Genomic DNA, 23,732 nt, shown 5'->3' on the forward strand with positions numbered 1-23,732 from the left:
GCGGTATGATGTCTGATACCAATTATCCTTTGCTGATAAGACCCATTATGGCTTCGCTTAGTGCTCGCATCTCCATGCTTTACGCTGTGCAAACCCGCACTACTCGTCGCGAGCGCCTCTGTAGCGCGCTGCGTCAGGCCATTAGCGAAGGCAGCCTGCCGGCAGAAAGCCGCCTGCCCTCCTCTCGGCTGTTGGCCGCTGAGCTAACGCTGTCGCGGGTAACGGTGGAAGCCGCCTACGGCCAGCTGGAAAGCGAGGGCTACCTGCGTCGCACAACCGGTCAGGGCACTTTCGTCGCTATCCGCATGCGCCCGCCTGCCGCCGACAAAGAAACGGCGGCGCTGCCTTTTACCCCTTCCACCCGGGCAGCGGCGGTAGTGACCAGCGGAGGCTGTCAGGATCCGCCTTTTCCTTACGCCTTTGCCGCCGGCTCGCCGGAGCTGCGCGCTTTTCCTCACGAGCAGTGGCGCAGGATCGCCGCGCGGCAGCAGAAGCTGCATGGCAACGCGCTGATGCGCTATGGCGATCCGCAGGGCTGGCTACCGCTGCGCCAGGCATTAAGCACTTATCTGGGCCAGGCGCGCGGCGTGCGCTGTAAACCAGAGCAGCTGATAGTGCTAACCAGTTCACAGCAGGCGTTACAGATGCTGGCGCTGCTGCTGCTCGACAGCGGTGAAGAGGTATGGATGGAAAATCCCGGCTACCCCGGAGCGCGCCACGCTTTTCAGAGCGCCGGCGCGCGCGTGACCGGCGTAGCGGTTGATGCTCAGGGCGCGCTTCCCGGCGACGGGGCGCCACGGCTGATTTACCTGACGCCTTCACACCAATATCCGCTGGGATCGGCGCTTAGCCTTGAGCGTCGGCTGGCATGGCTGGCGCTGGCGGAAAAGCGGCAAAGCTGGATTATTGAAGATGATTACGACAGCGAATTTTGGTACGACGCGCAGCCGATGCCCGCCATGCAGGGACTGGCCCCGCAGCGCACCATTTATCTCGGCACCTTTTCCAAATCGCTGTTTCCTTCGCTGCGTCTGGCGTGGATGGTAGTGCCAGAGCCGCTGGTCACACCGCTGATCCGTTTACGCAGCGTGATGGATGGGCACAGCGCGCAGCTGCCGCAGGCGGTTACCGCCGCCTTTATTGAACAGGGGCACTACGCGGCGCACCTGCGCTTGATGCGTCAGCTTTATCACAGCCGCCGAGATTTGCTGCAGGAGCGGCTTAGCGCTCTGTTGCCCGACCAGTTGGAGCTATTGCCCTGTCGCGGCGGTCTGCAGATGACGGTTTTACTGCACGAGGGCGATGAGGCAGATTTGACTGCGCGAGCAGCGGCACAACAGCTATTGCTGCCGCGTCTGGCCAGCTGTTGGTTTAATCAGCCGCCCCAACAGCAGGGCTGGCTATTAGGCTTTTCCGCGCTGGAACGCGCGGAAATTATTAGCGGCGTAAACCGGCTGGCGACGCTTTTTTAAACCGGCACGCCGTCAACGCTAACAAGAAAAGTTCACGTCGCGGGCGGCGTTTTTGCCGGGCGCGACATCCATAGCGTCAGCAGCAGCCCGCTCACGGCGCAGGCGGCGGCGGCAAGATAAACAGAGCCGTAACCCAGCGAGGTCGCCAGCAGGCCGGTCAACGGTCCACTGGCGCCGTAAGCCACGTCCTGAAAGGCGGCGAATCCGCCAAGGGCCGTGCCGCGCACCTGAGGCGCGACACGTTTTACCACCTCTACGCCCAGCGCCGGGAACACCAGCGAACAGCCGCAGCCGGTCAGCGCCGCCCCTGCCAGGGCCATCCAGCTATTGAAGGAAAAGCCGAGCAGCGCCAGTCCGGCCGCCTCAATAGCCAGCGAAATCACCGCCACGCGAATGCCGCCCAGCCGATCGGGAAGGCCGCCAAAAAAGATGCGCATCAGAACAAATGCGCCGCCAAACGCGCTCAGGGCGAACCCCGCATTGCCCCAGTGACGTTCAGCAAACCACAGCGAGGTAAAGGTACCGATCACTGCAAAACCCACGCCCTGTAACGCCAGCGCACTGCCCGGCGACAGGATCTGCCTCACCACGCGCCTCAGAGAAGGACGTTCACCGCTCTGGGTCGGTACCGCCGGCACCCCGTAATTCAATGCCAGCGACAACAGCGGCAGAATAAGCGCAACGTAGCCTAACCCGCTAAATCCCCAGTGCGCATGGATCCACAGCCCCAGCGGCGCGCCGGCCGCCAGCGCGCCATAGATCGCCATGCCGTTCCAGGACATCACCAGGCCGGAGCGCTTCGGCCCCACCAGTCCCAGTCCCCAGGTCATGTTGCCGGTTAACAACAGGCTTTCGCCGAACCCTAACAGCAGGCGTCCTGCCACCAGCAGCGCAAATTTTCCCGCCGCGGGTAGCGCAAGCTGGGCCGCCAGTAAATAGGCGACGCCAACCAGCGCAATCGCCATCATGCCCTGCTGAGTAGTGATTTTTGCGCCGCGGCGATCGGCCCGCTTTCCGGCCAGGCCGCGCGTCAGCAGCGTAGCGAAAAACTGGATGCCCACCGCCACGCCAACCATCATGTTGCTGTAGCCCAGCTCCTGATGTACGAATAACGGGATAACCGGCAGTGCCAGGCCGGCGGTCAGATAGGTTAAAAACACCGCAAAGGAGGTACAGGCCACTAACGCGGTACTGTGGGAAGAGTGGGTTGTTGTCCTGGACATTCGTCACGTCTCTCCTGAATATTACTGGCGCAGGCCGGTTAATATGCGCGTCCACGGCGCCAGCAGAGCGCTGACTTTGGGGCGCGGGTTAACCTGAGCGGCTGGCGCGCTATCATGACGATTTAAACTAGCAGGCATAAAAAAGCCCGGCTTGCGCCGGGCTTTTTTAGTATGCCGTTACTGATATTTACGCAGCGTCAACGTGGCATTAGTGCCACCAAAGCCGAAGCTGTTAGACATGACTGTGGTCAGCTTACGTTCGGTCGGCGTGGTGACGATATTCATCCCTTCCGCTACCGGATCGAGTTCTTCAACGTTGATGCTCGGGGCAATAAAGCCGTGTTCCAGCATCAGCAGGCTGTAGATTGCTTCCTGTACGCCTGCGGCGCCCAGTGAGTGACCGGTCATCGCTTTGGTTGCGGAGATGGCCGGCTGATTTTCGCCAAACACTTCACGGATGGCGCCCAGCTCTTTCGCATCACCAACCGGCGTAGAGGTGCCGTGGGTGTTGATATAGTCGATGGGGGTATCCACGCCCTGCATCGCCATTTTCATGCAGCGCACAGCGCCTTCGCCTGACGGAGCAACCATATCTGCGCCATCAGAAGTCGCGCCGTAACCGACGATCTCTGCGTAGATATGCGCACCGCGCGCCAGCGCATGCTCCAGCTCTTCAACCACTACCATGCCGCCGCCGCCGGCGATAACGAAACCGTCGCGATTAGCATCATAGGTACGGGAGGCTTTTTCCGGCGTGTCGTTGTAGCGTGTGGAAAGCGCGCCCATTGCATCGAATTCACAGGCCATTTCCCAGCACAGCTCTTCGCCGCCGCCGGCAAAAACGATGTCCTGTTTGCCCAACTGAATCTGTTCTACGGCGTTACCGATACAGTGCGCGGAAGTGGCGCAGGCGGAGCTGATAGAGTAGTTTACGCCATGGATTTTAAACGGCGTCGCCAGACAGGCGGAAACACCGGAAGCCATCGCTTTGGTCACCACATACGGACCGACAGCTTTCAGGCCGCGCGGGCTGCGCATGGCATCGGCGCCAAATACCTGGAAGCGCGGAGAACCGCCGCCGGAGCCGGCAATCAGGCCCACACGCGGGTTGTTTTGATAGGTTTCGTCGCTCAGGCCAGCGTCTTTAATCGCTTCGGCCATAGAAAGATAGGCATAAATGGACGCATCACTCATAAAGCGCACGACTTTGCGATCGATGAGGCCAGTGGTATCGAGCTTAACGTTACCCCAGACGTGACTACGCATGCCGGAATCTTTCATCTCCTGAGAGAAGGTAATGCCAGAGCGACCTTCACGCAGAGATGCCAGGACTTCTTCCTGGTTGTTGCCAATGCTGGAAACGATCCCCAGGCCAGTAATCACTGCACGTTTCATCAAAAATACCTCTTCCATCATCATAATTAGGATTTGACAGGCACTCTAGCTTACACTTGTACGCCGAACAAGTCCGATCAGCAAAATAGTTGTGTAAATTTGCGTGATGTGACCGCTCTCGCTAAAATCGCGGCACTGCCTGATAAGTGAGCCATTCCCGTTGAAAAACATCCCTGTAGAACATGCAAAACTGGACTGGAACGATCAGGGTACACCTGTATCCCGAGAATTTGACGACGTCTATTTTTCTAACCAGAACGGCCTGGAAGAGACGCAATATGTCTTTCTGGGCGGTAATAATTTACCTGACCGCTTCGCCACGCATGCGCGTGCGCTGTTTGTGGCGGCCGAAACCGGTTTTGGCACCGGCCTTAATTTTCTGACGCTGTGGCGCGCTTTTGATCGCTTTCGTCAGACACAGCCGCAGGCGGCAATGCAGCGCCTGCACTTTATCAGCATGGAAAAGTTTCCGCTGACGCAGGAAGATCTGGCTGCCGCTCATGCCCGCTGGCCGGAACTGGAGCCGTACGCCGCCCAGCTGCGCCAACAATGGCCGCTGGCGTTGCCGGGCTGCCATCGTTTGCTGTTAGATGGCGGACGCGTCACGCTGGATCTTTGGTTTGGCGATGTTAATACGCTTATTCATCATTTTGATGACAGTCTGCGCCGCAGCGTGGACGCCTGGTTTCTTGATGGTTTCGCGCCGTCCAAAAATCCGGAAATGTGGACGCCCGCGCTATTTGCAGCCATGGCGCAGCTGGCGCGCGCTGACGGCAGCTTCGCCACCTTTACCGCTGCGGGCTTTGTGCGACGCGGCCTGGAACAGGCGGGCTTCCGGGTAACGAAGCGCAAAGGGTTCGGTCATAAACGCGAAATGCTGTGCGGCGTTCTGGCCGAGGCGCCTGCGCTGCCCCACTCTACGCCCTGGTATGCGCGCACGCCTGCTGCGGGCGAAGAGATCGCCATTATCGGCGGCGGCATCGCCAGCGTGCTGCTGGCGCTGGCGCTGTTGCGTCGTGGTAAGCCAGTCACGCTTTACTGCGCGGATGATGCCCCGGCGCAGAATGCCTCCGGCAACCGTCAGGGCGCGCTCTATCCTCTGCTTAACCAGCACGATCCGGCGCTGGCGCAGTTTTTCCCCGCCGCCTTCAGCTTTGCGCGGCGGCTTTATGACAGCCTGCCGGTGGACTTTGCTCATGACTGGTGCGGCGTGACACAACTGGCCTGGGATCAAAAGAGCCACGATAAAATTCAGCAAATGCTGGCGATGGCGCTGCCTGACGCACTGGCGCAGGGCGTTGATGCGGCGCAGACTGAGCAGCTTGCCGGCGTGGCGCTCGGCTGCGGCGGCATTCACTATCCTGCCGGCGGCTGGCTGGCGCCGGCGGAGTTAACTGCGGCGCTGTTTCATCTGGCTCAGCAGCAGGGCTTACAGGTTCACTGGCATCATCGTTTAGAGCAACTGGAAACGGCAGAGAACGGCTGGCGGCTACAGTTTACCGAGACGCCGGCAAGGCATCATCAGAATGTCGTGCTGGCGAACGGCCACGCCATCAGCTCGCTGGCGCAAAGCGCAAAGCTGCCGGTCTATCCGGTAAGTGGCCAGGTAAGCCATATTCCGAGCGCGCCCGCTCTGGCGAACCTGAAGCAGGTGCTGTGTTATGAAGGCTACCTGACGCCGGTCAGCCCGCAGTTTAATACGCACTGTATTGGCGCCAGCTATCATCGCGGCGATACCTCGGTGCGCTATCGGGAAGAAGATCAGCAGGAAAACCGGCAGCGGCTGCGGCATTGTCTGCCTGAGTGCGAATGGACAGAGGCGGTGGACGTTAGCGCGGGCGAAGCGCGCAATGGCGTACGCTGCGCCACGCGCGATCATCTGCCGATGGCGGGCAACCTGCCCGATTATGCGTCGCTGATAAGCTGTTACGCCGATCTACCGCAACAGCGCGACGCGCAGGCTGAGATCGCGCCCGCGCCAGTCTGGCCGGGCCTGTTTGTACTGGGCGCTCTGGGCTCGCGCGGCTTATGCAGCGGTCCGCTGGCGGCGGAAGCGTTAGCGGCGCAGCTGTGTGATGAGCCGATACCGCTGGATCGCGATACGCTGGCGGCGCTGAACCCCAACCGTTACTGGGTGCGCAAATTGCTGAAAGGCAAACCGGTGAACTAAAGGCCGTTTAGTCTGGCGAAAAAGTAAAAAGCGGCCCTCAGGCCGCTTTTTACTCTCGCTCCGAAGCCGAGGCAGAAGAGTAAAGCGTCCCGCGCCAGGGACGGCGCGAGCCGAGCTGTCAGGGATGACGTTTTTTGCGTCTTTACGATCTGCCTGGCCCCCCGTGCAGGCACGGTATAAGGCCAGTGCGCTTCGCTGCTTTTACTAACAAAGACTAAGCGGGCTGGCGCGCCTGCAAAAACAGATTATCCCACATGCCGATCACCAGCGCCTGATCGCGCGGCGAGAGTTCACCGGCGGCAATGGCGTTTTGCAGGCTGTTTTGCACCTGGATTTGTAACGCTTCGGCAGTATGCTCGCCGCTCTTTTCCAGCTCCACTACCGCCAGAGTGAGGTGACCGCGCAGGTAGCCGCTGGCAAATAGCTCATCATCACTGGCATGCTCGACCATATCGTCAATCAGGGCCAGAATACGCGTTTCAAATTCTGCGATCATCTCAATTCCTCATTAAGTCGCGCCTCCGTTCAGCGCAGATCTTCCGGCCAGGGAAACTGCGCCGCCGTCAGCGGGGGCGTGTGATAAAAACGCTGTAATTCAGCGATAAAACGGGCCGGGCGCGCCGGAATACCGTTTTCAAGATAGTGCATAACCTGAGCATGAACCTTACGCTGAAACGCAATGCGATCCGGTTCGTGATCGCCATTGAGATTGTCACAACTTACGTTGAAGGGAAAGCCCGCCGCAACGCTGAACATCCACTCCAGCGCCTGCGGTTTAATCTCGACGGATTCAAACTGGTTTTGCGTGACGGCATCGCGTCCGTCCGGGCAATACCAGTAACCAAAATCGACCAGCTTACGACGCTCGGCGCCGGCAATGCACCAGTGAGAAATCTCATGCAGCGCGCTGGCGTAATAACCATGCGCAAACACCACGCGATGCCAGGGCGAGGTTTCATCCGCCGGAAGATAAATGGGTTCATCGTCGCCTTTAATTAGACGCGTCTGAAAATCATCCTGAAAACAGCGATCGAAGAGATTAATCAGGTGCTGGTATTGGTGCGTAGTATTCATATGCCTAAACGTCTGCGAAAAAAAACGCGCAAATTGTCGCATTAAGCGTGCGCATTGACGAGCATTATCCAAAAAGGTGCGTGAGCCAATGGCCGATAGCCGCGCCGTAATCTTCATACAGCAGCTTGCTGCTCATCACCACTGACACAATCACCACCATCGGACGGATCAGCTTTTGCCCGCGCGACAGCACCATCCGCGCCCCGAGTCGCGCGCCGCAAATCGAACCCAGCAGCATCACCAGCCCCACGCCCCACACCACTTTGCCGCCAACGATAAAAAACAGCAGGCTGGCGAAGTTCGAGGTGAAATTAAGCACTTTGGCGTGCGCGGTAGATTTCGCCAGATTGAAACCGGCCAGCGTCACGAAGGCCAGCGCATAAAAAGAGCCGGCTCCCGGACCGAAAAAACCGTCATAGAACCCGACCGTGCCGCCCGCCACCAGCGCAAACGGCAGCCCGTGCAGACGGCGCTGCCGATCCTCCTCGCCTAATCGCGGCATCAGCAGAAAATAGAGGCCGATACCGATAATCAACAGCGGCAGCACCTGACGCAGGAAGTCGGAGCGCACATGCTGTACCAACAACGTGCCGCAGACCGCGCCGATAAAGGTCATCGCGATATTCAGACGCTGCTCGCGCAGCAGTACCGCTCCGCGCCGAACAAAATAGAGGCTGGCGGAAAACGAGCCGCCAACCGCCTGCAGCTTGTTGGTCGCCAGTACCTGAGCAGGCGTAAGCCCGGCAGAGAGCAGCGCCGGCACGGTCAACAGGCCGCCGCCGCCGGCAATCGAATCAATAAACGACGCCAGCATAGCCACAAAAAACAGCACCGCTATCATCTGCGGCGTGACAACCAACCAGTCCATGTCATGTCCTAAAGTAAGTGTTTATCCAGCAATGCCTGGCAGGATGGCGGCAGCGGCGGCGGCTCACGTTTCACCGGCGCGCCGGCGCCCGGTTTTTTCGGCGCGAACCAGCTTTCCAGCTCGGCGTCGCAGCCGTCGCCCGGCGGCGGAGGCGCCTGGTCCTGGCACTCCAGGCTATCCGGCGGACAGCGCAGGCGCACATGCATATGGGCGCGATGACCGAACCACGGGCGCACCTTACGCAGCCAGTCGCGATCGCTGCCGGCATCGGCGCAAAGCTGCTTCTTGATCGCCGGATTGACAAAAATGCGCGTCACCTGCTCATCTTTTGCCGCCAGCTTAATCAGGCTGTCGATCTCTGGCTGCCAGTGGCGCGCCACGACGCGTTTACCATCAGCGCTGACCAAATCCAGCGGCTGCGGTTTCAGCAGCATCTGCGGCGTCCAGCGCTGTTTCGGCAGCTGCAGCCAGATATCAACATCCAGCCCGCTCTGGTGGCTGGCGTGACCGCTGCTGAAGCGCCCGCCAGCCGCCATGCCCATATCGCCAATCAGCACCTGACCCAACCCAAGGTTGTGCACCTGGGTTGTCAGACGCTGGATAAACAGAATCAGATCGGGATGACCAAAATAGCGGCGCTGATCGGGCCGCATCACCTGATAAGCAGGATGATTAAGCGGCAGCGCTTCGGCTCCAACAATGCAGCCGTTGGCGAAGGCACCGATCGCCTGCGGCGAGCCGGGGATCGGCGAGGTAATGCGTTGCCACGGCGTCGCCGCCAGCGCCGACGCGCTGAGCAGCAATGCGGTGAGCATCAGAAACGTTTTTTTCATAATCACCAGCGGGGAATGGTGGTGGAAACGTCAGCGCACTGCGCGCGGTGGCGCAGCAGATGATCCATCAGCACAATCGCCATCATCGCTTCGGCGATTGGCACCGCGCGGATCCCCACGCAGGGATCGTGACGGCCTTTGGTAATCATCTCTACTTCTTCGCCCGTACGGGTGATGGTTTTCCCCGGCACGGTAATGCTGGAGGTCGGTTTCATCGCCAGATGGGCTATCACCGTCTGCCCGCTGCTGATGCCGCCCAGAATGCCGCCCGCATGATTGCTCTGGAAGCCGCTGGCGCGGATCTCATCGCGGTGCTGGCTGCCGCGCTGGTTAACCACGGCGAAACCGTCGCCGATTTCAATGCCTTTAACCGCATTAATGCTCATCAGCGCATGGGCCAGATCCGCATCCAGACGGTCAAACACCGGCTCGCCAAGGCCGACCGGCACGTTTTCCGCTACTACCGTGACCTTCGCGCCAATCGAATCGCCCTCTTTTTTCAGCGCCCGCATCAGTTCGTCCAGCGCTTCCAGCTTGTCGGGGTCTGGGCAGAAGAACGGGTTTTGCTCAACCTGATCCCACGCTTTCAGCTCACAGGCGACATCGCCGATCTGCGCCAGATAACCACGCACCTGAACGCCGAATTTCATATGCAGGTATTTTTTCGCAATGGCACCTGCCGCCACGCGCATCGCGGTTTCGCGCGCCGAAGAACGCCCGCCGCCGCGATAGTCGCGCAAGCCATATTTCTGCTCGTAGGTGTAGTCGGCATGGCCTGGACGAAACAGATCTTTAATCGCGCCGTAATCCTGTGAACGCTGATCGGTATTTTCAATCAGTAAGCCAATACTGGTGCCGGTAGTGACGCCTTCAAACACGCCGGACAGAATGCGCACCTGATCCGGTTCACGTCGCTGGGTGGTATAACGCGAAGTGCCCGGGCGCCGCCGGTCAAGATCATGTTGTAAATCCGCTTCGGTTAGCGGAATACCCGGCGGTACACCGTCAACGATACAGCCCAGCGCAATGCCATGCGACTCACCAAACGTGGTGACGCGAAAAATCTGTCCAATCGTGTTGCCTGCCATCTCGGCTCCGTTATTGTGCGATTAATCTTTGAAGAATTTGAAATGATGCTGCGCGTCGATAATTTGCTGACGGGTCAGCATAAACACGCCGTCGCCGCCGTTATCAAACTCCAGCCAGGTAAAGGGCACGTCAGGATATTGCTCCATCATATGCACCATGCTGTTGCCCACTTCGCAAATCAGCACGCCCTCTTCCTGCAGATAGTCCGGCGCGCAAGCGAGAATACGCCGCACCAGCTTCAGGCCATCGCTGCCCGCCGCCAGCCCCAGCTCCGGCTCATGGCGATATTCATTGGGCAGGTCGTCCATATCATCCGCATCCACATAGGGCGGATTGGTGACGATAAGATCATACTGCAGCTTCGGCAGATCGCGGAACAGGTCGGAGCGAATCGGCGTAACCTGATGAATCATACCGTGTTCATCAATGTTCTGCTCGGCAACCGCCAGCGCATCGATTGAGAGATCCACCGCGTCCACTTCCGCTTCCGGAAATGCGTAGGCGCAGGCGATGGCGATACAGCCGCTGCCGGTACACATATCCAGAATATGCTGCGGCGAGCGATTGACCAGCCCGGCGAAGCGGCTGTTAATCAGCTCGCCAATCGGCGAGCGCGGCACCAGCACGCGTTCATCGACATAAAACTCATGGCCGCAAAACCAGGATTTATTCGTCAGGTAGGCAACCGGAATACGTTCGTTAACGCGGCGGATCACGCGCTCAACGATGCGGTGACGCTCGCTGGAGGTGAGACGCGCGTTGCGCATCTCTTCAGGAATATCCAGCGGCAGGTAAAGGGTTGGCAACACCAGCTGAACAGCTTCGTCCCAGGGGTTATCCGTGCCGTGGCCATACCAGATGTTGGCGGCGGCAAAACGGCTCACCGCCCAGCGCAGCATGTCCTGAATGGTATGCAGCTCATTCACTGCCTCATCGACGAAAATTTTGTCCACGTTGCCCTCCACAGGCCGTTCCGTAATTACGGCGGGTAGTTTGCCATGAAGCGGGCGAGAATTCAGCGCGACGAGGTGAAAAAGCTGACTTTTGTTTACAATGCGGGTTATCGTAGCCAGCAGGCCGTGCAGCCTGTGCCCTTCAACCAGCAGAAAATGAAGATTATGAAGAAAAAAGAGCAGCTCAGCGACGATGATAAGACGCTGTTTCGTCAGCTGATGACCGGCACCCGTAAGCTCAAGCAGGATACCCTGGTGCATAAGCCGGTGCGTAAAAAAACGGAGGTATCGCTGAAGCGTCAGCTATCGGAACAGGCAGATAACAGCCACTACTTTTCGGATGAGTTTCAGCCTCTGCTGGCGGAGGAAGGCCCGGTGCGCTATGTACGCAGCGATGTTAGCCACTATGAACTGAAAAAACTGCGGCGCGGCGACTATTCACCGGAAATCTTTCTCGATCTGCATGGGTTAACGCAGCAGCAGGCTAAACAGGAACTGGGCGCGTTGATTGCCGCCTGCCGTCGCGAACACATTTTTTGCGCCAGCGTGATGCACGGTCACGGCAAACATGTGTTGAAACAGCAAACGCCGTTGTGGCTGGCGCAACATCCTTATGTGATGGCGTTTCATCAGGCACCCAAAGCTTTTGGGGGCGATGCGGCTTTGCTGGTGTTGATTGAGGTAGAAGAGTGGCAACCGCCAGAGTTACCCTGACGGCAGAGACATTTACATCGCTTTTGCCAGCTTAGAAGGACTAACCTGCCATTTTAAGCTGCCCTCGCCGCGCCCGGCATCGAAATCAATACAGGCAATGGCCGAGGTGGCGAACATCGGCGGCGGCTCTTGCGGACACAGTTCCGAAACCAGATAGCCCACCAGAGGAAGATGCGAGATAACCAGCACGGATTTCACGCCTTCTTTCGCCAGCGCCTGTAAATAACAGCCCACCAGCGCCGGATCGCCGCCCGGCGTCAGCTCAGGCAACACCTCTTGCTCCTGCGGCAGCCGCAGGGCTTCACGTACCGTGGTTAACGTCTGTTCCGCCCGTAGATAGGGGCTAACCAGCACCCGTTCAATATCCAGAGTCTGACTGTTCAGCCAGCTCGCCATTTGGCGTGATTCATCACAACCACAATGGGTCAGAGGCCTAACCGAATCACTGGCTGCCTCAAGTGCAGCGTCGCCGTGACGCATGATAAAAACTTGCATAAAGCACCGCTGTTGTTTAACAAAATCGTCGGATCATCAGGCTGCCCGACGCTCCATTCTGCGAATGAACGCTGTGTTGTAACCTAATGACTTGAGTATAGTCAACCGATTGTTTATTAAACGAGCTATTGTCGGGATCTGCCGACCGACGCAATAAAATCGCGCTCGGCCTAAACCGCTGAATCATTATGGTTATTCATTTGCGGCGGGGGATTTGTAAAAGTTTTCGCCGCGTTCAGCGCGCTGACGAAGCGCTTCGCAAGGCGCAAAACGATCGCCATACTGATGCATCAGACTGGCTAATGTGTTAACCACATTGGCCGCGCCCAGGCTATCCATGTAGCGATAAGGGCCGCCGAGGAAAGGCGGAAAACCGATGCCGAATACCGCGCCTATATCGCCGTCGCGCGGGCTGCGAATAACGCCTTCCTCCAGGCAGCGCGCCGCCTCATTTAACATCATCATCATGCAGCGTTGCGCGATCAATGCGCCGTCCAGCCGGTGCTGCGGCTGAATATGCAGCAGGGCATAAATGCTTTTATCAGGCCGTTTTTTACCTCTGTTATAGCGATAAAAACCGCGCCCGTTCTTACGTCCTTTGCGGTTGTCGTTCAGCACGGCGGCAAACGCCTCCGGTGCGGCGAAACGCATGCCATATTCCTGTTCCAGAATCGGCAGGATTTTCGTGCCGACATCGATCCCCACCTCATCCAGCAACTGTACCGGCCCAACCGGGAAACCGAATGCGATCAGCGCCTTATCCACCACATCAATCGGCTCGCCTTCCAGCACGCAACGCATCGCCTCATTAATATAGGGCGCCAGGATGCGATTCACGTAAAAACCAGGACGGTCGGCCACCACAATCGCCGTTTTGCCCTGCCGCTTCGCCAGCGCCACGGTCGTCGCGATAGTATGGGCGGAGGTGGTTGCATGCGGAATGACTTCTACCAGCGGCATTTTATCAACCGGACTGAAGTAGTGCAGGCCAATCACCTTTTCCGGGCGCAGCGCGTGCGCTGCGATCTGCGCAATCGGTAAAGATGAGGTATTCGAGGCGAAAACGGTATGCGCGGCGCAGTGCTGCTCCACCTCCGCCACCATCTGCTGTTTTAAGCCGAGATCTTCAAACACCGCTTCGATAACCAGGTCGCGCTGGCTAAAACCACGGTAGTCGGTGCTGCCGGTAATCAGGGCCATCTGCTGCTGCCGGCCAGCAGCGCTAAGCTGTCGCCGTTTAACCTTCTTACTCAGCAAATCCCAGCTGTATTTCATCGCATGGTTAATCCCCTCCACGCTAATATCTTTAATACGCACCGGCAGTCCCGCTTTGGTGGCGGTAACGGCCGCGATGCCGCCGCCCATCAGCCCGCCGCCCAGCACGCCAATGCTGCGCAGCGTTACCGATTCGGCGTCGTACTCTTTTTTCAGCGCGGTGCTGGCAAAGAAAATCTGGCGCAGCGCGACGGACTGCGGCGTCATAGTCAGTTCGCCAAAGGCGAGCGCCTCGGTCTCATGGCCGGCGCGTATCCCCTGCTCCAGCCCGGTCCTGACCGCCTCAAGAATGCGCCGCGTAGCCGGATAATTGCCGTGCGTTTGCGCCTCGCTCTGACGTGCCGCCAGCTGAAACAGAATGGCGCGTCCCGCTGGTCCGTTCAGTAGGCGTTCACGCAGCGGCAGCGGGCGACGCGGCCTCTTGCCTTTCAGCGCCAATGTGACCGCCGCCTGCAGCAGAATGCTGTGCGGTACCGCCTCATCCACCAGCCCCAGCTTCAGCGCCTGTTTTGCCCGCAGGTTTTTACCGGTAAGGATCAGATTTAACGCCTGCGACGCGCCAATTAAACGCGGCAGCCGCTGTGTGCCGCCGCTGCCGGGCAGCAGCCCCAGCTGCACTTCCGGCAGCCCAAGGCGGGTTTTTTCATCAAGGGTACAAACACGTCGATCACAGGCCAGCGCCAGCTCCAGCCCGCCGCCCAGGCAGGCGCCGTGGATGGCGGCCACCACCGGCACCGGCAGCGCCGCTATCTCTGACATGACGCGCTGCCCCTGCTCGGCCAATTTGCGTGCCTCGTCGGCGCTGCGGCACTGGTCGATCATGCTAATATCCGCGCCGGCAATAAAGGAGTCTGGCTTGCCGGAAATAAACACCAGCCCGGCCAGCGCCGGGTTCTGCCGCGCCAGGCTAATAACGTCACGGATTTGCTGAATAAAGGCCGCCTTCAGGGTATTCATTTTTTCATCAGGCACGTCAATCGTAATGACGCCGACGTTATCGCTGCGCATGCTCAGATGAAATGCAGATTGCTGTTCCATGACCTTATTCAACCTCCAGTACCATTGCCGCGCCCAGCCCGCCTGCTGCACAGGCGGTAACCAGGCCCAGGCCGCCACCGCGCCGCCGCAGCTCATTCAGGGTTTGGGTAATCATGCGCGCGCCGGTTGCGGCAAAAGGATGTCCATAGGCGATCGAGCCGCCAAGAACATTAAATTTGTTTTCATCTACTTCTCCCAGCGCCTGAGGACGATTAAGCACGTCACGGGCGAAGCGCTCGTCACGAAAGACTTTCAGATTAGCCAGCGTTTGCGCGGCAAACGCCTCATGCATATCGATCAGGGTAAGATCGTTCAGCGTGATGCCCGCGCGATCCAGCGCCAGCGGCGAAGCGTAAGAAGGCCCCAGCAGCATATCCTGCCAGACGTCGGTTGCGGTAAAGGCGTAGCTGCGCAGATAGCCCAGCGGCGTAATACCCAGTTCACGCGCCCGCGATTCGGTCATCAGGATAACCGCTGCGCCGCCATCGGTAAGCGGGGTGCTGTTGGCCGCCGTAACGCTGCCGTGCTGACGATCAAAAGCGGGACGCAGCCGGGCGTAATCCTCAACGGCGCTGTTTTCACGCACGTTATTGTCCTGCTGCAGCGCCGCTCGCCATGGCGGCACCCAGGCCGTCATGACTTCATCCGATAATTTGCCTTCCCGCCAGGCCTGAGCCGCACGCTGATGGGAACGATGCGCCAGCGCATCCTGCTGCTCGCGACTGATGCCATGTCTTTTGGCCATCTGTTCTGCGGTATCGCCCATACGCAGTCCGGTAGAGTACTCTGCCACCGCAGGCGGCACCGGCAACAGATCGCGCGGACGCAGCTGGCTGAACAGCTTAAGTTTTTTACTCAGGGTACGGGCTTTATTGAGATCGACCAGCGTTCTGCCCAGCTTTTTACTGACGCCAATCGGCAATACGGAGGAGGAGTCGGCGCCGCCGGCGATGCCCGCGCGCACGTTGCCTGCCAGCAGGCTTTCCGCCAGGTTAGCCACCGCCTGAAAGCTGGTGGCGCAGGCGCGGCTGACGCTGTAGGCATCGGTCTGCACGTTAAGCCCGCTGCTTAATACGATTTCGCGCGCGATATTGGGCGCTTCCGGCATCTGAATAACCTGACCGAAAACCAGCTGTTCGATAATGTCCGCCGGGATTTCGCTGCGGGCCATCAGTTCGCTGACCACCATCCGGCCCAGTTCGACTGCCGGAATACCGTGCAGCGCCGTCGCCTGGCGGGCAAAAGGGGTGCGAAGACCGTGGGTAATGGCGATGCGATCGCCCTGACGCGTCAGCAAAGGAAGCGCTCTGCTCATTATTCTCACCTGTTAACCGCGACCGCAGCATCATTGCCAAAGAGGTCAGACCTGCACAGTGTAATCAGTTTGTTAAAGGGTGCCAGCGGCGCAGCCGGAAAATGAGAGCAGCGACACAGTTGCCGCAAAGAAGAAATAAGCCCCGCAAGGCCATGGAGGAAATAAAGCAAGAAAAACGGCCATGCCGTTGTCGGAAAAGAATAAATAAAAGCGTAAGCCCGACGCCGGGCAGGAAGAAAGTCGGCGCGCTGTTTTGCGCCGACGGGCAGAACTTAGCGCAGACCGAGCTGGAAAATCAGGGTTTCTGCCTGGCAACTAAAGGTAAAGTCGACATTAAGACGCACGCCGTCCGGCTGCTCAGTAAACGTCGGGGCGATAACGCAGGGTTCAGATTCCACGCTGCGCGCTTTTTCAGTGAGCGAGGCCAGCATCGTTTCTGCCTGCTGACGGTTATCAAACAGACGTGACCAGGACGCTGTGCAGTCACTGTTATCCATTACGGTACCGACATCAACGCAGCAGCAGGCCGCTGTTTCGTTAGCGCTACATTTATTTAAAGCATCACTCATCGCTCTCTCCCACTATGCTATTTAAACAGCCAATATTAACTGTCCGCTATTTTACCCTGCCTTTTAATCCGCACTAAGTTATGTGAACGCAATCACGAATAATATTGATCTGACGCAGGTTAACCTCGCGGGCGATGCAGGAAAGCGCTTTTTTTTGTTAAGCGGATCTTATTTTACCGATCACTTTTGAAATATTTAAAAAACAATATTGCAACATATACACAGGTCGGACCTATACTGTGCGCACTGGTCTGATTTGTCCGTTGTATTTCAGCCCCTACAATCCCCGGCTCCTTGTTACTTGATGTAACAGATTTTATAAAAATCACATAATGAGGTTGTGGTCATGAACCATAAAAACCTGTGTGCAAAGTCAGCTTTGGCAGTTGCAGTGGCAATCGCTTCCTCAAATCTTTATGCAGCGGGCTTTCAGCTCAATGAATTCTCCTCGATTGGTTTGGGCCGCTCTTATTCCGGCGAGGGCGCCATGGGCGATACGGCAGCCTCCGCCAGCCGTAACCCAGCGACCATGGCATTAATGGATCGTCCGATGTTTTCTATCGGCGCGGTATTTATCGATCCCGATGTTAATATTGACGGTGACAGCGGCGCGGGTAATAGCCTGCGTGCGAACAATATCGCCCCAACCCAATGGGTGCCGAATATCCATTATGTGCAGCCGATTAATGATCAGTGGTGGGTGGGCGCCTCCGCGACCACTAATTACGGCCTGGCGACTGAATTTAATAATGATTACGCAGGCGGCGCTTTCGGCGGCAAAACCGATCTGCTGACCACTAACCTTAATCTCAGCACCGCCTGGCGCATGAATGAGCACTTCAGCTTCGGTGTCGGTTTCGATGCGGTTTATGCCCGCGCGAAAATCGAACGCTATATGGGCGAGCTTGGCGGCCTGCTGCCTGCTGCCGGCCTGCCTGCCGCTGCTGCCGATACGCAGATTGCCCACCTGAAAGGCGATGAGTGGGGCTACGGCTGGAACGCCGGTATTTTATATGAGGTGGATGAAAACAACCGCTTCGGTCTGAGCTACCGTTCTGAAGTGAAAATTGATTTCGATGGCGATTATAAAAGTTCTATCCCTTCACAGCTGAATCCGATTATCGGCGGCGCGGGACTGGATCTGCCGTACGGCACCAGCGGCAATACCATTCCGGGCGCGCTAACGCTGAATCTGCCGGAAATGTGGGAGATCTCAGGCTATCATAAGGTCGCTCCGCAGTGGGCGGTGCACTACAGTCTGGCCTATACCAGCTGGAGCCAGTTCCAGGAGCTGAAAGCCACCGGCAGCAACGGGCAACAGCTGTTCTATAAAGATGAAAGCTATCGCGATGCTTACCGCATTGCGCTCGGCACCACTTATTTCTATGACGATCACTGGACTTTCCGCACCGGTATCGCCTTTGATGACAGCCCGGTTCCGGCCGATAAACGCTCTATTTCGATCCCGGATCAGGATCGTCTGTGGCTGAGCGCCGGCGCCTCGTATGCTTTTAATGAGAATGCGTCGGTGGATGTGGGCGTTTCTTATATGCACGGACAAAAAGTTACGGTGCGCGAGGGTATCGACCCGGTAGCGACCGCGCGCAATGGCGCCGTCACCCCATACGAATTTAATTCCGAAGGTAAAGCCTGGCTGTACGGCGCCAGCTTTAACTACCGCTTCTGATGCCGGATAAAGCGGCGGGAACACCGCCTCTTTATGGCGTTGCCCTGCGCATGCAGCAGAAGCGTTATAAAAAAGGCGGGAATCTCCCGCCTTTTTCTTTGTCGTTACTCGGCGTCTATCTCATCCAGATCGCCCTGAATCGCTTGCGCGTTGGGGTTCTCCTGCGGCTTCAGCTTGCCGCCGTGGGCGAGGAAATCGTGCCGCTGGAAGTAAGCGTTGCGCACGAAAGCGTAAGGGTCGCTGGTATTACGCAAAATCGCATCGGAATCCAGCAGCTGCGCGCGCGTTTCCACGCCCTCCAGCACCCATTTACCCGCCGTCATCGGCCAGCTCAGCCAGCTCAGCACCGGATAGAGCGTATCAAGATAATCACCGCCATCCTCACGTGGCGTAAAGCTGCCGTAGCCTGGCAAAACCACATAAGGACCGTAGCCGACGCCCCAGGTGCCCAGCGTACCGCCAAAGCGTGGCTCCTCTTCACGCGCCAGCTTATCGTTCGCCATACCGGCAACATCGATAAAACCGCCCAGACCCAGAACGGTATTCAGGAAGAAACGGTTAAAGTGAATCATGCCGCGATAGGGATCGCCGCGCAGGAATGAGTTCACCATCGCCGCCGGTTCACTCAGGTTGCCGAGGAAATTACTGACGCCGGTACGCGCCGGCACCGGCACATAGTCGCGCCAGGCGACTGCAACCGGGCGCAACAGGTAAGGGTCCAGCACGTTGTAGTTGAAATCAAACATCGTGCGGTTAAAACCTTCCAGCGGATCGGAACGCCCCTGCGGTTCGTCGTTATGCTGTGAACTGGCGCATCCTGCTAACAAAATAGTTGCCAGCGCCAACCCCGTCAGGCGGAAGTTCATAATTTTCTCCCTGTCTTATTAAGTTTTTACCGCTTCAGGGCTGCTGCTGATTAATTTCAACAGCAAGATGCTGATGACCATCAAAAGGCGTAAGCGCGCTCTCGCCGAACCAGTCTCCAGGCTTGGGAGTCGCGCTGCCGTCGCGCGCAATGCGTACGCGAACTTTAACCTGATGCTGCGCCGAAAGCAGGCGCTCTGGCATCATGGCATTGCTGTCATCCAGCGTCAGCGATAGCGGAAAATGACTCAGCGGCAGTTTCTTTACTGCCACCGGAACCGGTGAAACACCGTCGGAAACAGAAATATACATGACTCCGCCCGGCGGTAACATTTTTTCTGTTGCTTCCGCCAGCGTAATGCGAAGAGAAAGCTGGCTGGTTTGCAGTCCGGCGGCGGTTTTCGCCTGCTGAATACTGCGCTGCACCTGTGCGACTCGCGGATCGTTGGTCGGCAGCTGCGTCAGCATGGTTTGCCAGAAGCTAATCGCCTGCGGGTACTGCTGTTGTTCAAACGCATTAAAGGCGGCCAGGCTCAGCAGACGCACATTTGTCGGCGCCTGCTGCAACATCGCCTTCAGCATCGCCTGCGCTTCTCGATTGTCCTGCGGATCGCTGGAGCGGGTCAGCACTTCAGCATAGCTGAGTTTTACCTCTTCGTTATTCGGCGCCAGCTGCAGCGCACGCTGAAACGCCTCAATGGCGGTCTCGCGATTATCCAGCACCATGCCGATACGCCCCAGCATTAGCCAGTCGCGTAGCTGACCGCTATCCTGCTGCAGCGCGGTACGCAATCCCAGCCCCAGACGCGCCAGCTCCTCCAGCGTCAGCGGCTTCGCCTGCGGATCCAACAGACGCGCGCGCAGCGCTGGATAATCATCCTGAACCTGATGCCAGGCGATCAGACCAGGCAGACCACCGGTTTTCAGATAACAGCCCAGGCTGACTATTACCAGTAACACGGCGCCGGGCAGCAGCACCCAGCGGCTGAGCGGACGCCCCGGCGCGGACGCCGAAGAGGACGGAATATCGGTCAGCAATGTTTGCTGCAGCTCCTGCACCATCGGCTGGCGGGCGGCAATCACGCCCTGCGCCTCATCCTCATCTAACTCATGTAACCGCTGCTGGTAGAAAACTTTATTTAACGTATCGCGATCTACCGACGACGGACGATCGCTGCGCCAGCCTGCGATTAGCAGTAACAGCAGCGCGGCCAACAGCAGACCGGTTATCACTATCCAGAAAAGCGTCATGATGATTTCCTGTCATCGTTCAGCAGTGCATTAAGGCGCTGTTGCTGATCCGCATCCAGCCGCCCGTCAGCCCCAGACGGGCGACGGCTGCGCAGAAAAATCACCAGCGCCCCGGCAAGAATAAACAGCAGCGGCCCCGCCCACAGGATCAGCGTCGATGGCATGACCGGCGGCTGATAGGTCACAAAATTGCCGTAGCGGTCGACCATATATTGCGTAATTTGATCTTTGTTCTGGCCCTGCTTCAGCAGTTGATAAACCTTCTGGCGCATATCTGCCGCAATCATCGCATTAGAGTCGGCAATGCTGTTATTTTGACATTTCGGGCAGCGCAGCGAGGCGGTTAGCTCGCGGTACTGCTGCTCCTGCGCGGCAGAATCAAATTGCCAGGTTTCGATCGCCGCCAGCGCGCTCAGACTGAACAGCAGCCCTGCCAGGATAATGAACAGCTGTTTCATTGTGTCGCCTCCCTGCTATATTTTTGCCACAGCGGCGCTACTTCCCGCTGCCAGACCTGCGCATTAAGATCGCCCGCGTGGCGATAACGCACAATCCCCTGCCCGTCGATCAGGAAAGTTTCCGGCGCGCCATATACGCCCAGATCCAACCCAAGCATGCCGCTGCCGTCATACAGGCTCAACGCATAGGGATTGCCCAGGGTGTTCAGCCAGTTCACCGCTTTTGCGCGATCGTCCTTATAGTTCAGCCCAACCACGCGTACGCCCTGCTCTGCCAGCTTGTTCAGATACTGATGCTCGGCGCGACAGGTAGGGCACCAGGTCGCCCAGACGTTCAATAGCAGCGGCTTGCCATCCGCCAGCGCCGCCTGATCGTAAAGGTTACCCGGCTGCTCAAGCGACTCCAGTTTAAACAGCGGCACCGGTTTGCCGATCAGCGCCGATTCCAGTCGGGTTGGATCGTCGCCGTCAGCATTGCGCGTCAGCTGCCACATCAGCGCCAGCGCCAGTAACAAAAACAGGATCAGCGGAATATAAAAAATTCTCTTGTTCATACCAGCTCCCGTTGCGCTTTTTTACGGCTGCGATAACGCGGATCAAGCAGACAAAGCAGGCCGCCGCACGCCATAAACAGGCCGCCGTACCATATCCAGCGCACAAAAGGTTTGTAATAAATCCGTACGGCCCAGGAGCCATCCTCCAGTTCCTCGCCGAGCGCAGCGTAAAGATCGCGCGTCAAGCCGCCGTCGATCGCCGCCTCGGTCATCATGCTGCGCGCCACGCTGTAATAGCGTTTTTCCGCGCGTAGCGTCGCTTCCGGGCTGCCGTCGCGCGTTACCTCAATAATCGCCGCCCCGCCGCTGTAGTTAGGGCCGTGCAGTTCGCGCACGTCGCGAAAAACAAAGTGATAACGATGGATATCGACGCTGTCGCCCGCCTTCATGCGCACGTCGCGCTCCACGCTATAATTCTGGCTAAAGGCGATACCGATCACCGTAACCGCCACGCCCAGATGCCCCAGCACCATACCCCAGTGGCTACGGGAAAGATGCCTGATGCCGCGCAGCAGACTATGACGATGCGTAGCGCGCTCATGCAGCTCCAGCAGGGTTAAAATAATTACCCACAGCGCCATCATCAGCCCGACCACCGTCATCGCCTCGATGCGGTCCTGCATCAGCCACGGCAGGATGATCGACAGCAGCAGCGTGGCCAACAGCGCCATCGCCAGCCGCTTCCAGAGCTTTTGCGGCTCGTCGCGCCGCCAGCGCACCAGCGGACCGATGCCCAGCAGCAGGGCGAAGGGCGCCATCAGCCAGGTGAACAGGGAATTAAAGAACGGCTCGCCGATAGAGATGGTGCCCAGCCCCAGCTGCTTATGCACCAGCGGCAGCAGCGTACCTAACAGCACCACCAGCATGCCGGCAATCAGTAATACGTTATTGCCCAGCAGGAATGATTCCCGTGACCAAAAATCGTTCTGTACCCGGCTGCGTACCCGCCCGCCTTTCACTGCATACAGCAACAGCGAACTGCCGATAACCATCACCAGGAAAGCAAGGATAAACATGCCGCGAGCCGGGTCGGAAGCAAAAGCATGCACCGACACCAGTACGCCGGATCGAACCAGGAAGGTGCCTAACAGACTAAGAGAAAAAGCGGCTATCGCCAGCAGCACGGTCCAGGCTTTAAACGCGCCGCGCTTCTCCGTGACCGCCAGCGAATGAATCAATGCCGTACCCGCCAGCCACGGCATAAAGGAGGCGTTTTCAACCGGATCCCAAAACCACCAGCCGCCCCAGCCCAGCTCGTAGTAAGCCCAGGCGGACCCCAGCACAATGCCAATGGTCAAAAACAGCCACGCAGCCAGCGTCCACGGCCGCGACCAGCGCGCCCAGGCGGTATCCAGCCGTCCGGCCATCAGCGAGGCGATGGCGAAAGCAAAAGCGACGGAAAAACCGACGTACCCCATATAAAGCAACGGCGGATGGAAAATCAGGCCGATATCCTGCAGCATCGGATTCAGATCGTGGCCGTCAATAGGATAATCCGGCAAGGTGCGGGCAAAGGGGTTGGAGGTGAAAATGATAAATAGCAGAAAGCCGAAATTAATCATTCCCATCACTGCCAGCACGCGCGCGATCGCATCCTGCGGCATGCCACGGCTAAAGATCGCTACCGCCAGCGTCCAGCCGCTAAGCATTAATACCCATAACAGCAGGGAACCCTCATGCGCGCCCCAGGTAGCCGCAATGCGGTAATAAAGCGGCAGCTGGCTGTTGGAGTTGCTAACCACATAAGCCACGGTAAAGTCGTTAACGATAAAGGCGTGCACCAGCACAAGAAAGCTGCCTGCCACGCAGAAAAACAGGCCGATGGCGAGCGGGCGCGCCAGTCCCATTAATCTGCTGTCCTGACGCGCTGCGCCCCAGAGAGGATAAAAGCTCAGCAGCAACGCCAGCGCCAGTCCAAGGCAGAGCAGGAAGTGACCTGTTTCCGGCATCATGAGCGCTCACCCTGCGGCAGCGCTGCCGCCGCTGTTCCCTGGTGGTTTTTCTTCATCGCGTCGCTGATTTCCGGCGGGGTATATTTTTCGTCGTGCTTCGCCAGCACCTCTTTCGCCTGAATCAGATTGCCCGCCTGTAGCTCACCCTGCGCCACTACGCCCTGCCCTTCCCGGAACAGATCGGGCAGAATGCCTTCATAGCTGACGTTAACCACACCGTTGGCGTCATACAGCTTAAAAGAGACGCGCAGCGTTTTCTCATCACGCTTAACGCTGCCGGGCATCACCATGCCGCCAACGCGCAGCCGCTGACCAGGTTCCGGCAGCGTATGCGCTTCGCCCTTGCCATACAGAATTTCACTGGGGGTATAAAACAGATCGATATTTGAGCGCAGCGCATACATAACTAATGCCGTTGCCAGGCCCAGACCAACCAAAATCGCCACCACAACTAAGAGGCGGTTTTTACGACGGGTATTCACA

At 58.1% G+C, this 23,732-nt stretch carries 22 protein-coding genes; 4 read left to right on the forward strand and 18 right to left on the reverse strand.

Going from position 1 to position 23,732, the window contains the following annotated elements; genetic code table 11:
* The first annotated feature begins 47 nt into the window (after nt 1–47).
* The gene (gene pdxR / locus K6958_RS14185; protein WP_434085170.1) at nt 48–1,472 is read left to right on the forward strand and encodes a MocR-like pyridoxine biosynthesis transcription factor PdxR; all 1,425 of its coding nucleotides are present in this window, start codon (nt 48–50) and stop codon (nt 1,470–1,472) included.
* A gap of 32 nt (nt 1,473–1,504) precedes the next feature.
* Here pdxR and K6958_RS14190 read toward each other — a convergent pair whose 3' ends face one another.
* Entirely contained in the window at nt 1,505–2,695 is a 1,191-nt protein-coding gene (locus tag K6958_RS14190; RefSeq protein ID WP_249891740.1) for an MFS transporter, read from the reverse strand.
* 177 nt (nt 2,696–2,872) lie between these two features.
* Nucleotides 2,873–4,090 carry a beta-ketoacyl-ACP synthase I gene (fabB, locus tag K6958_RS14195; protein WP_249891741.1) on the reverse strand — a complete coding sequence of 406 codons (1,218 nt, stop codon included), beginning with the start codon at nt 4,088–4,090 and terminating at the stop codon, nt 2,873–2,875.
* Between the two features lie 160 nt (nt 4,091–4,250).
* On the opposite strand from fabB, the gene mnmC reads away from it, so the two are divergent.
* Nucleotides 4,251–6,260, forward strand: a complete 2,010-nt coding sequence (gene mnmC / locus K6958_RS14200; RefSeq protein WP_249891742.1) for a bifunctional tRNA (5-methylaminomethyl-2-thiouridine)(34)-methyltransferase MnmC2/FAD-dependent 5-carboxymethylaminomethyl-2-thiouridine(34) oxidoreductase MnmC1 — start codon at nt 4,251–4,253, stop codon at nt 6,258–6,260.
* Between the two features lie 214 nt (nt 6,261–6,474).
* Here the strand turns inward: mnmC and K6958_RS14205 are convergent, their stop codons facing one another.
* The 6 genes from K6958_RS14205 to prmB form a co-directional block, all read right to left on the reverse strand.
* Nucleotides 6,475–6,756 carry a YfcL family protein gene (locus K6958_RS14205; RefSeq protein WP_085070971.1) on the reverse strand — a complete coding sequence of 94 codons (282 nt, stop codon included), beginning with the start codon at nt 6,754–6,756 and terminating at the stop codon, nt 6,475–6,477.
* Between the two features lie 29 nt (nt 6,757–6,785).
* Nucleotides 6,786–7,334, reverse strand: a complete 549-nt coding sequence (locus K6958_RS14210) for an elongation factor P hydroxylase (protein ID WP_249891743.1) — start codon at nt 7,332–7,334, stop codon at nt 6,786–6,788.
* Nucleotides 7,335–7,398: 64 nt separating this feature from the next.
* Complete coding sequence (locus K6958_RS14215) at nt 7,399–8,202, reverse strand: TSUP family transporter (RefSeq protein ID WP_249891744.1); 804 nt, start codon at nt 8,200–8,202, stop codon at nt 7,399–7,401.
* 8 nt (nt 8,203–8,210) lie between these two features.
* Nucleotides 8,211–9,035 (reverse strand): penicillin-insensitive murein endopeptidase, encoded by an 825-nt coding sequence (mepA, locus tag K6958_RS14220; RefSeq protein WP_249891745.1) that lies wholly within the window; start codon nt 9,033–9,035, stop codon nt 8,211–8,213.
* 2 nt (nt 9,036–9,037) lie between these two features.
* Entirely contained in the window at nt 9,038–10,123 is a 1,086-nt protein-coding gene (aroC, locus tag K6958_RS14225; protein ID WP_249891746.1) for a chorismate synthase, read from the reverse strand.
* Nucleotides 10,124–10,144: 21 nt separating this feature from the next.
* On the reverse strand, nt 10,145–11,077 hold the full coding sequence (prmB, locus tag K6958_RS14230) for a 50S ribosomal protein L3 N(5)-glutamine methyltransferase (protein ID WP_249891747.1): 933 nt from the start codon (nt 11,075–11,077) through the stop codon (nt 10,145–10,147).
* A gap of 165 nt (nt 11,078–11,242) precedes the next feature.
* Between prmB and smrB the strand changes: the two genes are divergently transcribed.
* Nucleotides 11,243–11,791, forward strand: a complete 549-nt coding sequence (gene smrB / locus K6958_RS14235) for an endonuclease SmrB (protein WP_249894700.1) — start codon at nt 11,243–11,245, stop codon at nt 11,789–11,791.
* 12 nt (nt 11,792–11,803) lie between these two features.
* On the opposite strand, the gene sixA is transcribed toward smrB, so the two are convergent.
* The 4 genes from sixA to K6958_RS14255 all read right to left on the reverse strand — a co-directional run bounded on the left by sixA (nt 11,804) and on the right by K6958_RS14255 (nt 16,483).
* The gene (gene sixA / locus K6958_RS14240; RefSeq protein WP_249891748.1) at nt 11,804–12,286 is read right to left on the reverse strand and encodes a phosphohistidine phosphatase SixA; all 483 of its coding nucleotides are present in this window, start codon (nt 12,284–12,286) and stop codon (nt 11,804–11,806) included.
* A gap of 192 nt (nt 12,287–12,478) precedes the next feature.
* Complete coding sequence (fadJ, locus tag K6958_RS14245; RefSeq protein ID WP_249891749.1) at nt 12,479–14,599, reverse strand: fatty acid oxidation complex subunit alpha FadJ; 2,121 nt, start codon at nt 14,597–14,599, stop codon at nt 12,479–12,481.
* Between the two features lie 4 nt (nt 14,600–14,603).
* Nucleotides 14,604–15,914: an acetyl-CoA C-acyltransferase FadI gene (fadI, locus tag K6958_RS14250; RefSeq protein ID WP_249891750.1), complete on the reverse strand. Its 1,311-nt coding sequence runs from the start codon at nt 15,912–15,914 to the stop codon at nt 14,604–14,606.
* Between the two features lie 272 nt (nt 15,915–16,186).
* The gene (locus K6958_RS14255; RefSeq protein WP_249891751.1) at nt 16,187–16,483 is read right to left on the reverse strand and encodes a YfcZ/YiiS family protein; all 297 of its coding nucleotides are present in this window, start codon (nt 16,481–16,483) and stop codon (nt 16,187–16,189) included.
* A gap of 346 nt (nt 16,484–16,829) precedes the next feature.
* Between K6958_RS14255 and fadL the strand changes: the two genes are divergently transcribed.
* Nucleotides 16,830–18,170, forward strand: a complete 1,341-nt coding sequence (gene fadL / locus K6958_RS14260; RefSeq protein WP_249891752.1) for a long-chain fatty acid transporter FadL — start codon at nt 16,830–16,832, stop codon at nt 18,168–18,170.
* 104 nt (nt 18,171–18,274) lie between these two features.
* On the opposite strand, the gene mlaA is transcribed toward fadL, so the two are convergent.
* Genes mlaA through ccmE form a run of 6 tightly spaced genes read right to left on the reverse strand, consistent with a single transcriptional unit; the run spans nt 18,275 to nt 23,731 of the window.
* On the reverse strand, nt 18,275–19,036 hold the full coding sequence (mlaA, locus tag K6958_RS14265) for a phospholipid-binding lipoprotein MlaA (protein WP_249891753.1): 762 nt from the start codon (nt 19,034–19,036) through the stop codon (nt 18,275–18,277).
* Between the two features lie 34 nt (nt 19,037–19,070).
* On the reverse strand, nt 19,071–20,285 hold the full coding sequence (gene ccmI / locus K6958_RS14270; protein ID WP_249891754.1) for a c-type cytochrome biogenesis protein CcmI: 1,215 nt from the start codon (nt 20,283–20,285) through the stop codon (nt 19,071–19,073).
* Nucleotides 20,282–20,743 carry a cytochrome c-type biogenesis protein gene (locus K6958_RS14275; RefSeq protein ID WP_249891755.1) on the reverse strand — a complete coding sequence of 154 codons (462 nt, stop codon included), beginning with the start codon at nt 20,741–20,743 and terminating at the stop codon, nt 20,282–20,284. Before K6958_RS14275 ends, ccmI begins: the two co-directional genes overlap by 4 nt.
* Nucleotides 20,740–21,297: a DsbE family thiol:disulfide interchange protein gene (locus K6958_RS14280; RefSeq protein ID WP_249891756.1), complete on the reverse strand. Its 558-nt coding sequence runs from the start codon at nt 21,295–21,297 to the stop codon at nt 20,740–20,742. The genes K6958_RS14275 and K6958_RS14280 overlap by 4 nt, the downstream gene beginning before the upstream one ends.
* A complete protein-coding gene (locus K6958_RS14285; RefSeq protein WP_249891757.1) occupies nt 21,294–23,249 on the reverse strand; it encodes a heme lyase CcmF/NrfE family subunit in 1,956 nt (651 codons plus the stop codon). Before K6958_RS14285 ends, K6958_RS14280 begins: the two co-directional genes overlap by 4 nt.
* A complete protein-coding gene (gene ccmE, locus K6958_RS14290) occupies nt 23,246–23,731 on the reverse strand; it encodes a cytochrome c maturation protein CcmE (protein ID WP_249891758.1) in 486 nt (161 codons plus the stop codon). The genes K6958_RS14285 and ccmE overlap by 4 nt, the downstream gene beginning before the upstream one ends.
* Between the last annotated feature and the right edge of the window lies 1 nt (nt 23,732).

The organism is Mixta hanseatica, from assembly GCF_023517775.1.
GTDB lineage: Bacteria > Pseudomonadota > Gammaproteobacteria > Enterobacterales > Enterobacteriaceae > Mixta > Mixta hanseatica.

Bases quoted from the DNA above. Each gene is read 5' to 3' on its own strand.
- pdxR (WP_434085170.1), top strand. From the start codon at position 48: ATGGCTTCGCTTAGTGCTCGCATCTCCATGCTTTACGCTGTGCAAACC.
- K6958_RS14190 (WP_249891740.1), bottom strand. From the start codon at position 2,695: ATGTCCAGGACAACAACCCACTCTTCCCACAGTACCGCGTTAGTGGCC.
- fabB (WP_249891741.1), bottom strand. From the start codon at position 4,090: ATGAAACGTGCAGTGATTACTGGCCTGGGGATCGTTTCCAGCATTGGC.
- K6958_RS14205 (WP_085070971.1), bottom strand. From the start codon at position 6,756: ATGATCGCAGAATTTGAAACGCGTATTCTGGCCCTGATTGACGATATG.
- K6958_RS14210 (WP_249891743.1), bottom strand. From the start codon at position 7,334: ATGAATACTACGCACCAATACCAGCACCTGATTAATCTCTTCGATCGC.
- K6958_RS14215 (WP_249891744.1), bottom strand. From the start codon at position 8,202: ATGGACTGGTTGGTTGTCACGCCGCAGATGATAGCGGTGCTGTTTTTT.
- mepA (WP_249891745.1), bottom strand. From the start codon at position 9,035: ATGAAAAAAACGTTTCTGATGCTCACCGCATTGCTGCTCAGCGCGTCG.
- aroC (WP_249891746.1), bottom strand. From the start codon at position 10,123: ATGGCAGGCAACACGATTGGACAGATTTTTCGCGTCACCACGTTTGGT.
- smrB (WP_249894700.1), top strand. From the start codon at position 11,243: ATGAAGAAAAAAGAGCAGCTCAGCGACGATGATAAGACGCTGTTTCGT.
- sixA (WP_249891748.1), bottom strand. From the start codon at position 12,286: ATGCAAGTTTTTATCATGCGTCACGGCGACGCTGCACTTGAGGCAGCC.
- fadJ (WP_249891749.1), bottom strand. From the start codon at position 14,599: ATGGAACAGCAATCTGCATTTCATCTGAGCATGCGCAGCGATAACGTC.
- fadI (WP_249891750.1), bottom strand. From the start codon at position 15,914: ATGAGCAGAGCGCTTCCTTTGCTGACGCGTCAGGGCGATCGCATCGCC.
- K6958_RS14255 (WP_249891751.1), bottom strand. From the start codon at position 16,483: ATGAGTGATGCTTTAAATAAATGTAGCGCTAACGAAACAGCGGCCTGC.
- fadL (WP_249891752.1), top strand. From the start codon at position 16,830: ATGAACCATAAAAACCTGTGTGCAAAGTCAGCTTTGGCAGTTGCAGTG.
- mlaA (WP_249891753.1), bottom strand. From the start codon at position 19,036: ATGAACTTCCGCCTGACGGGGTTGGCGCTGGCAACTATTTTGTTAGCA.
- ccmI (WP_249891754.1), bottom strand. From the start codon at position 20,285: ATGACGCTTTTCTGGATAGTGATAACCGGTCTGCTGTTGGCCGCGCTG.
- K6958_RS14275 (WP_249891755.1), bottom strand. From the start codon at position 20,743: ATGAAACAGCTGTTCATTATCCTGGCAGGGCTGCTGTTCAGTCTGAGC.
- K6958_RS14280 (WP_249891756.1), bottom strand. From the start codon at position 21,297: ATGAACAAGAGAATTTTTTATATTCCGCTGATCCTGTTTTTGTTACTG.
- K6958_RS14285 (WP_249891757.1), bottom strand. From the start codon at position 23,249: ATGATGCCGGAAACAGGTCACTTCCTGCTCTGCCTTGGACTGGCGCTG.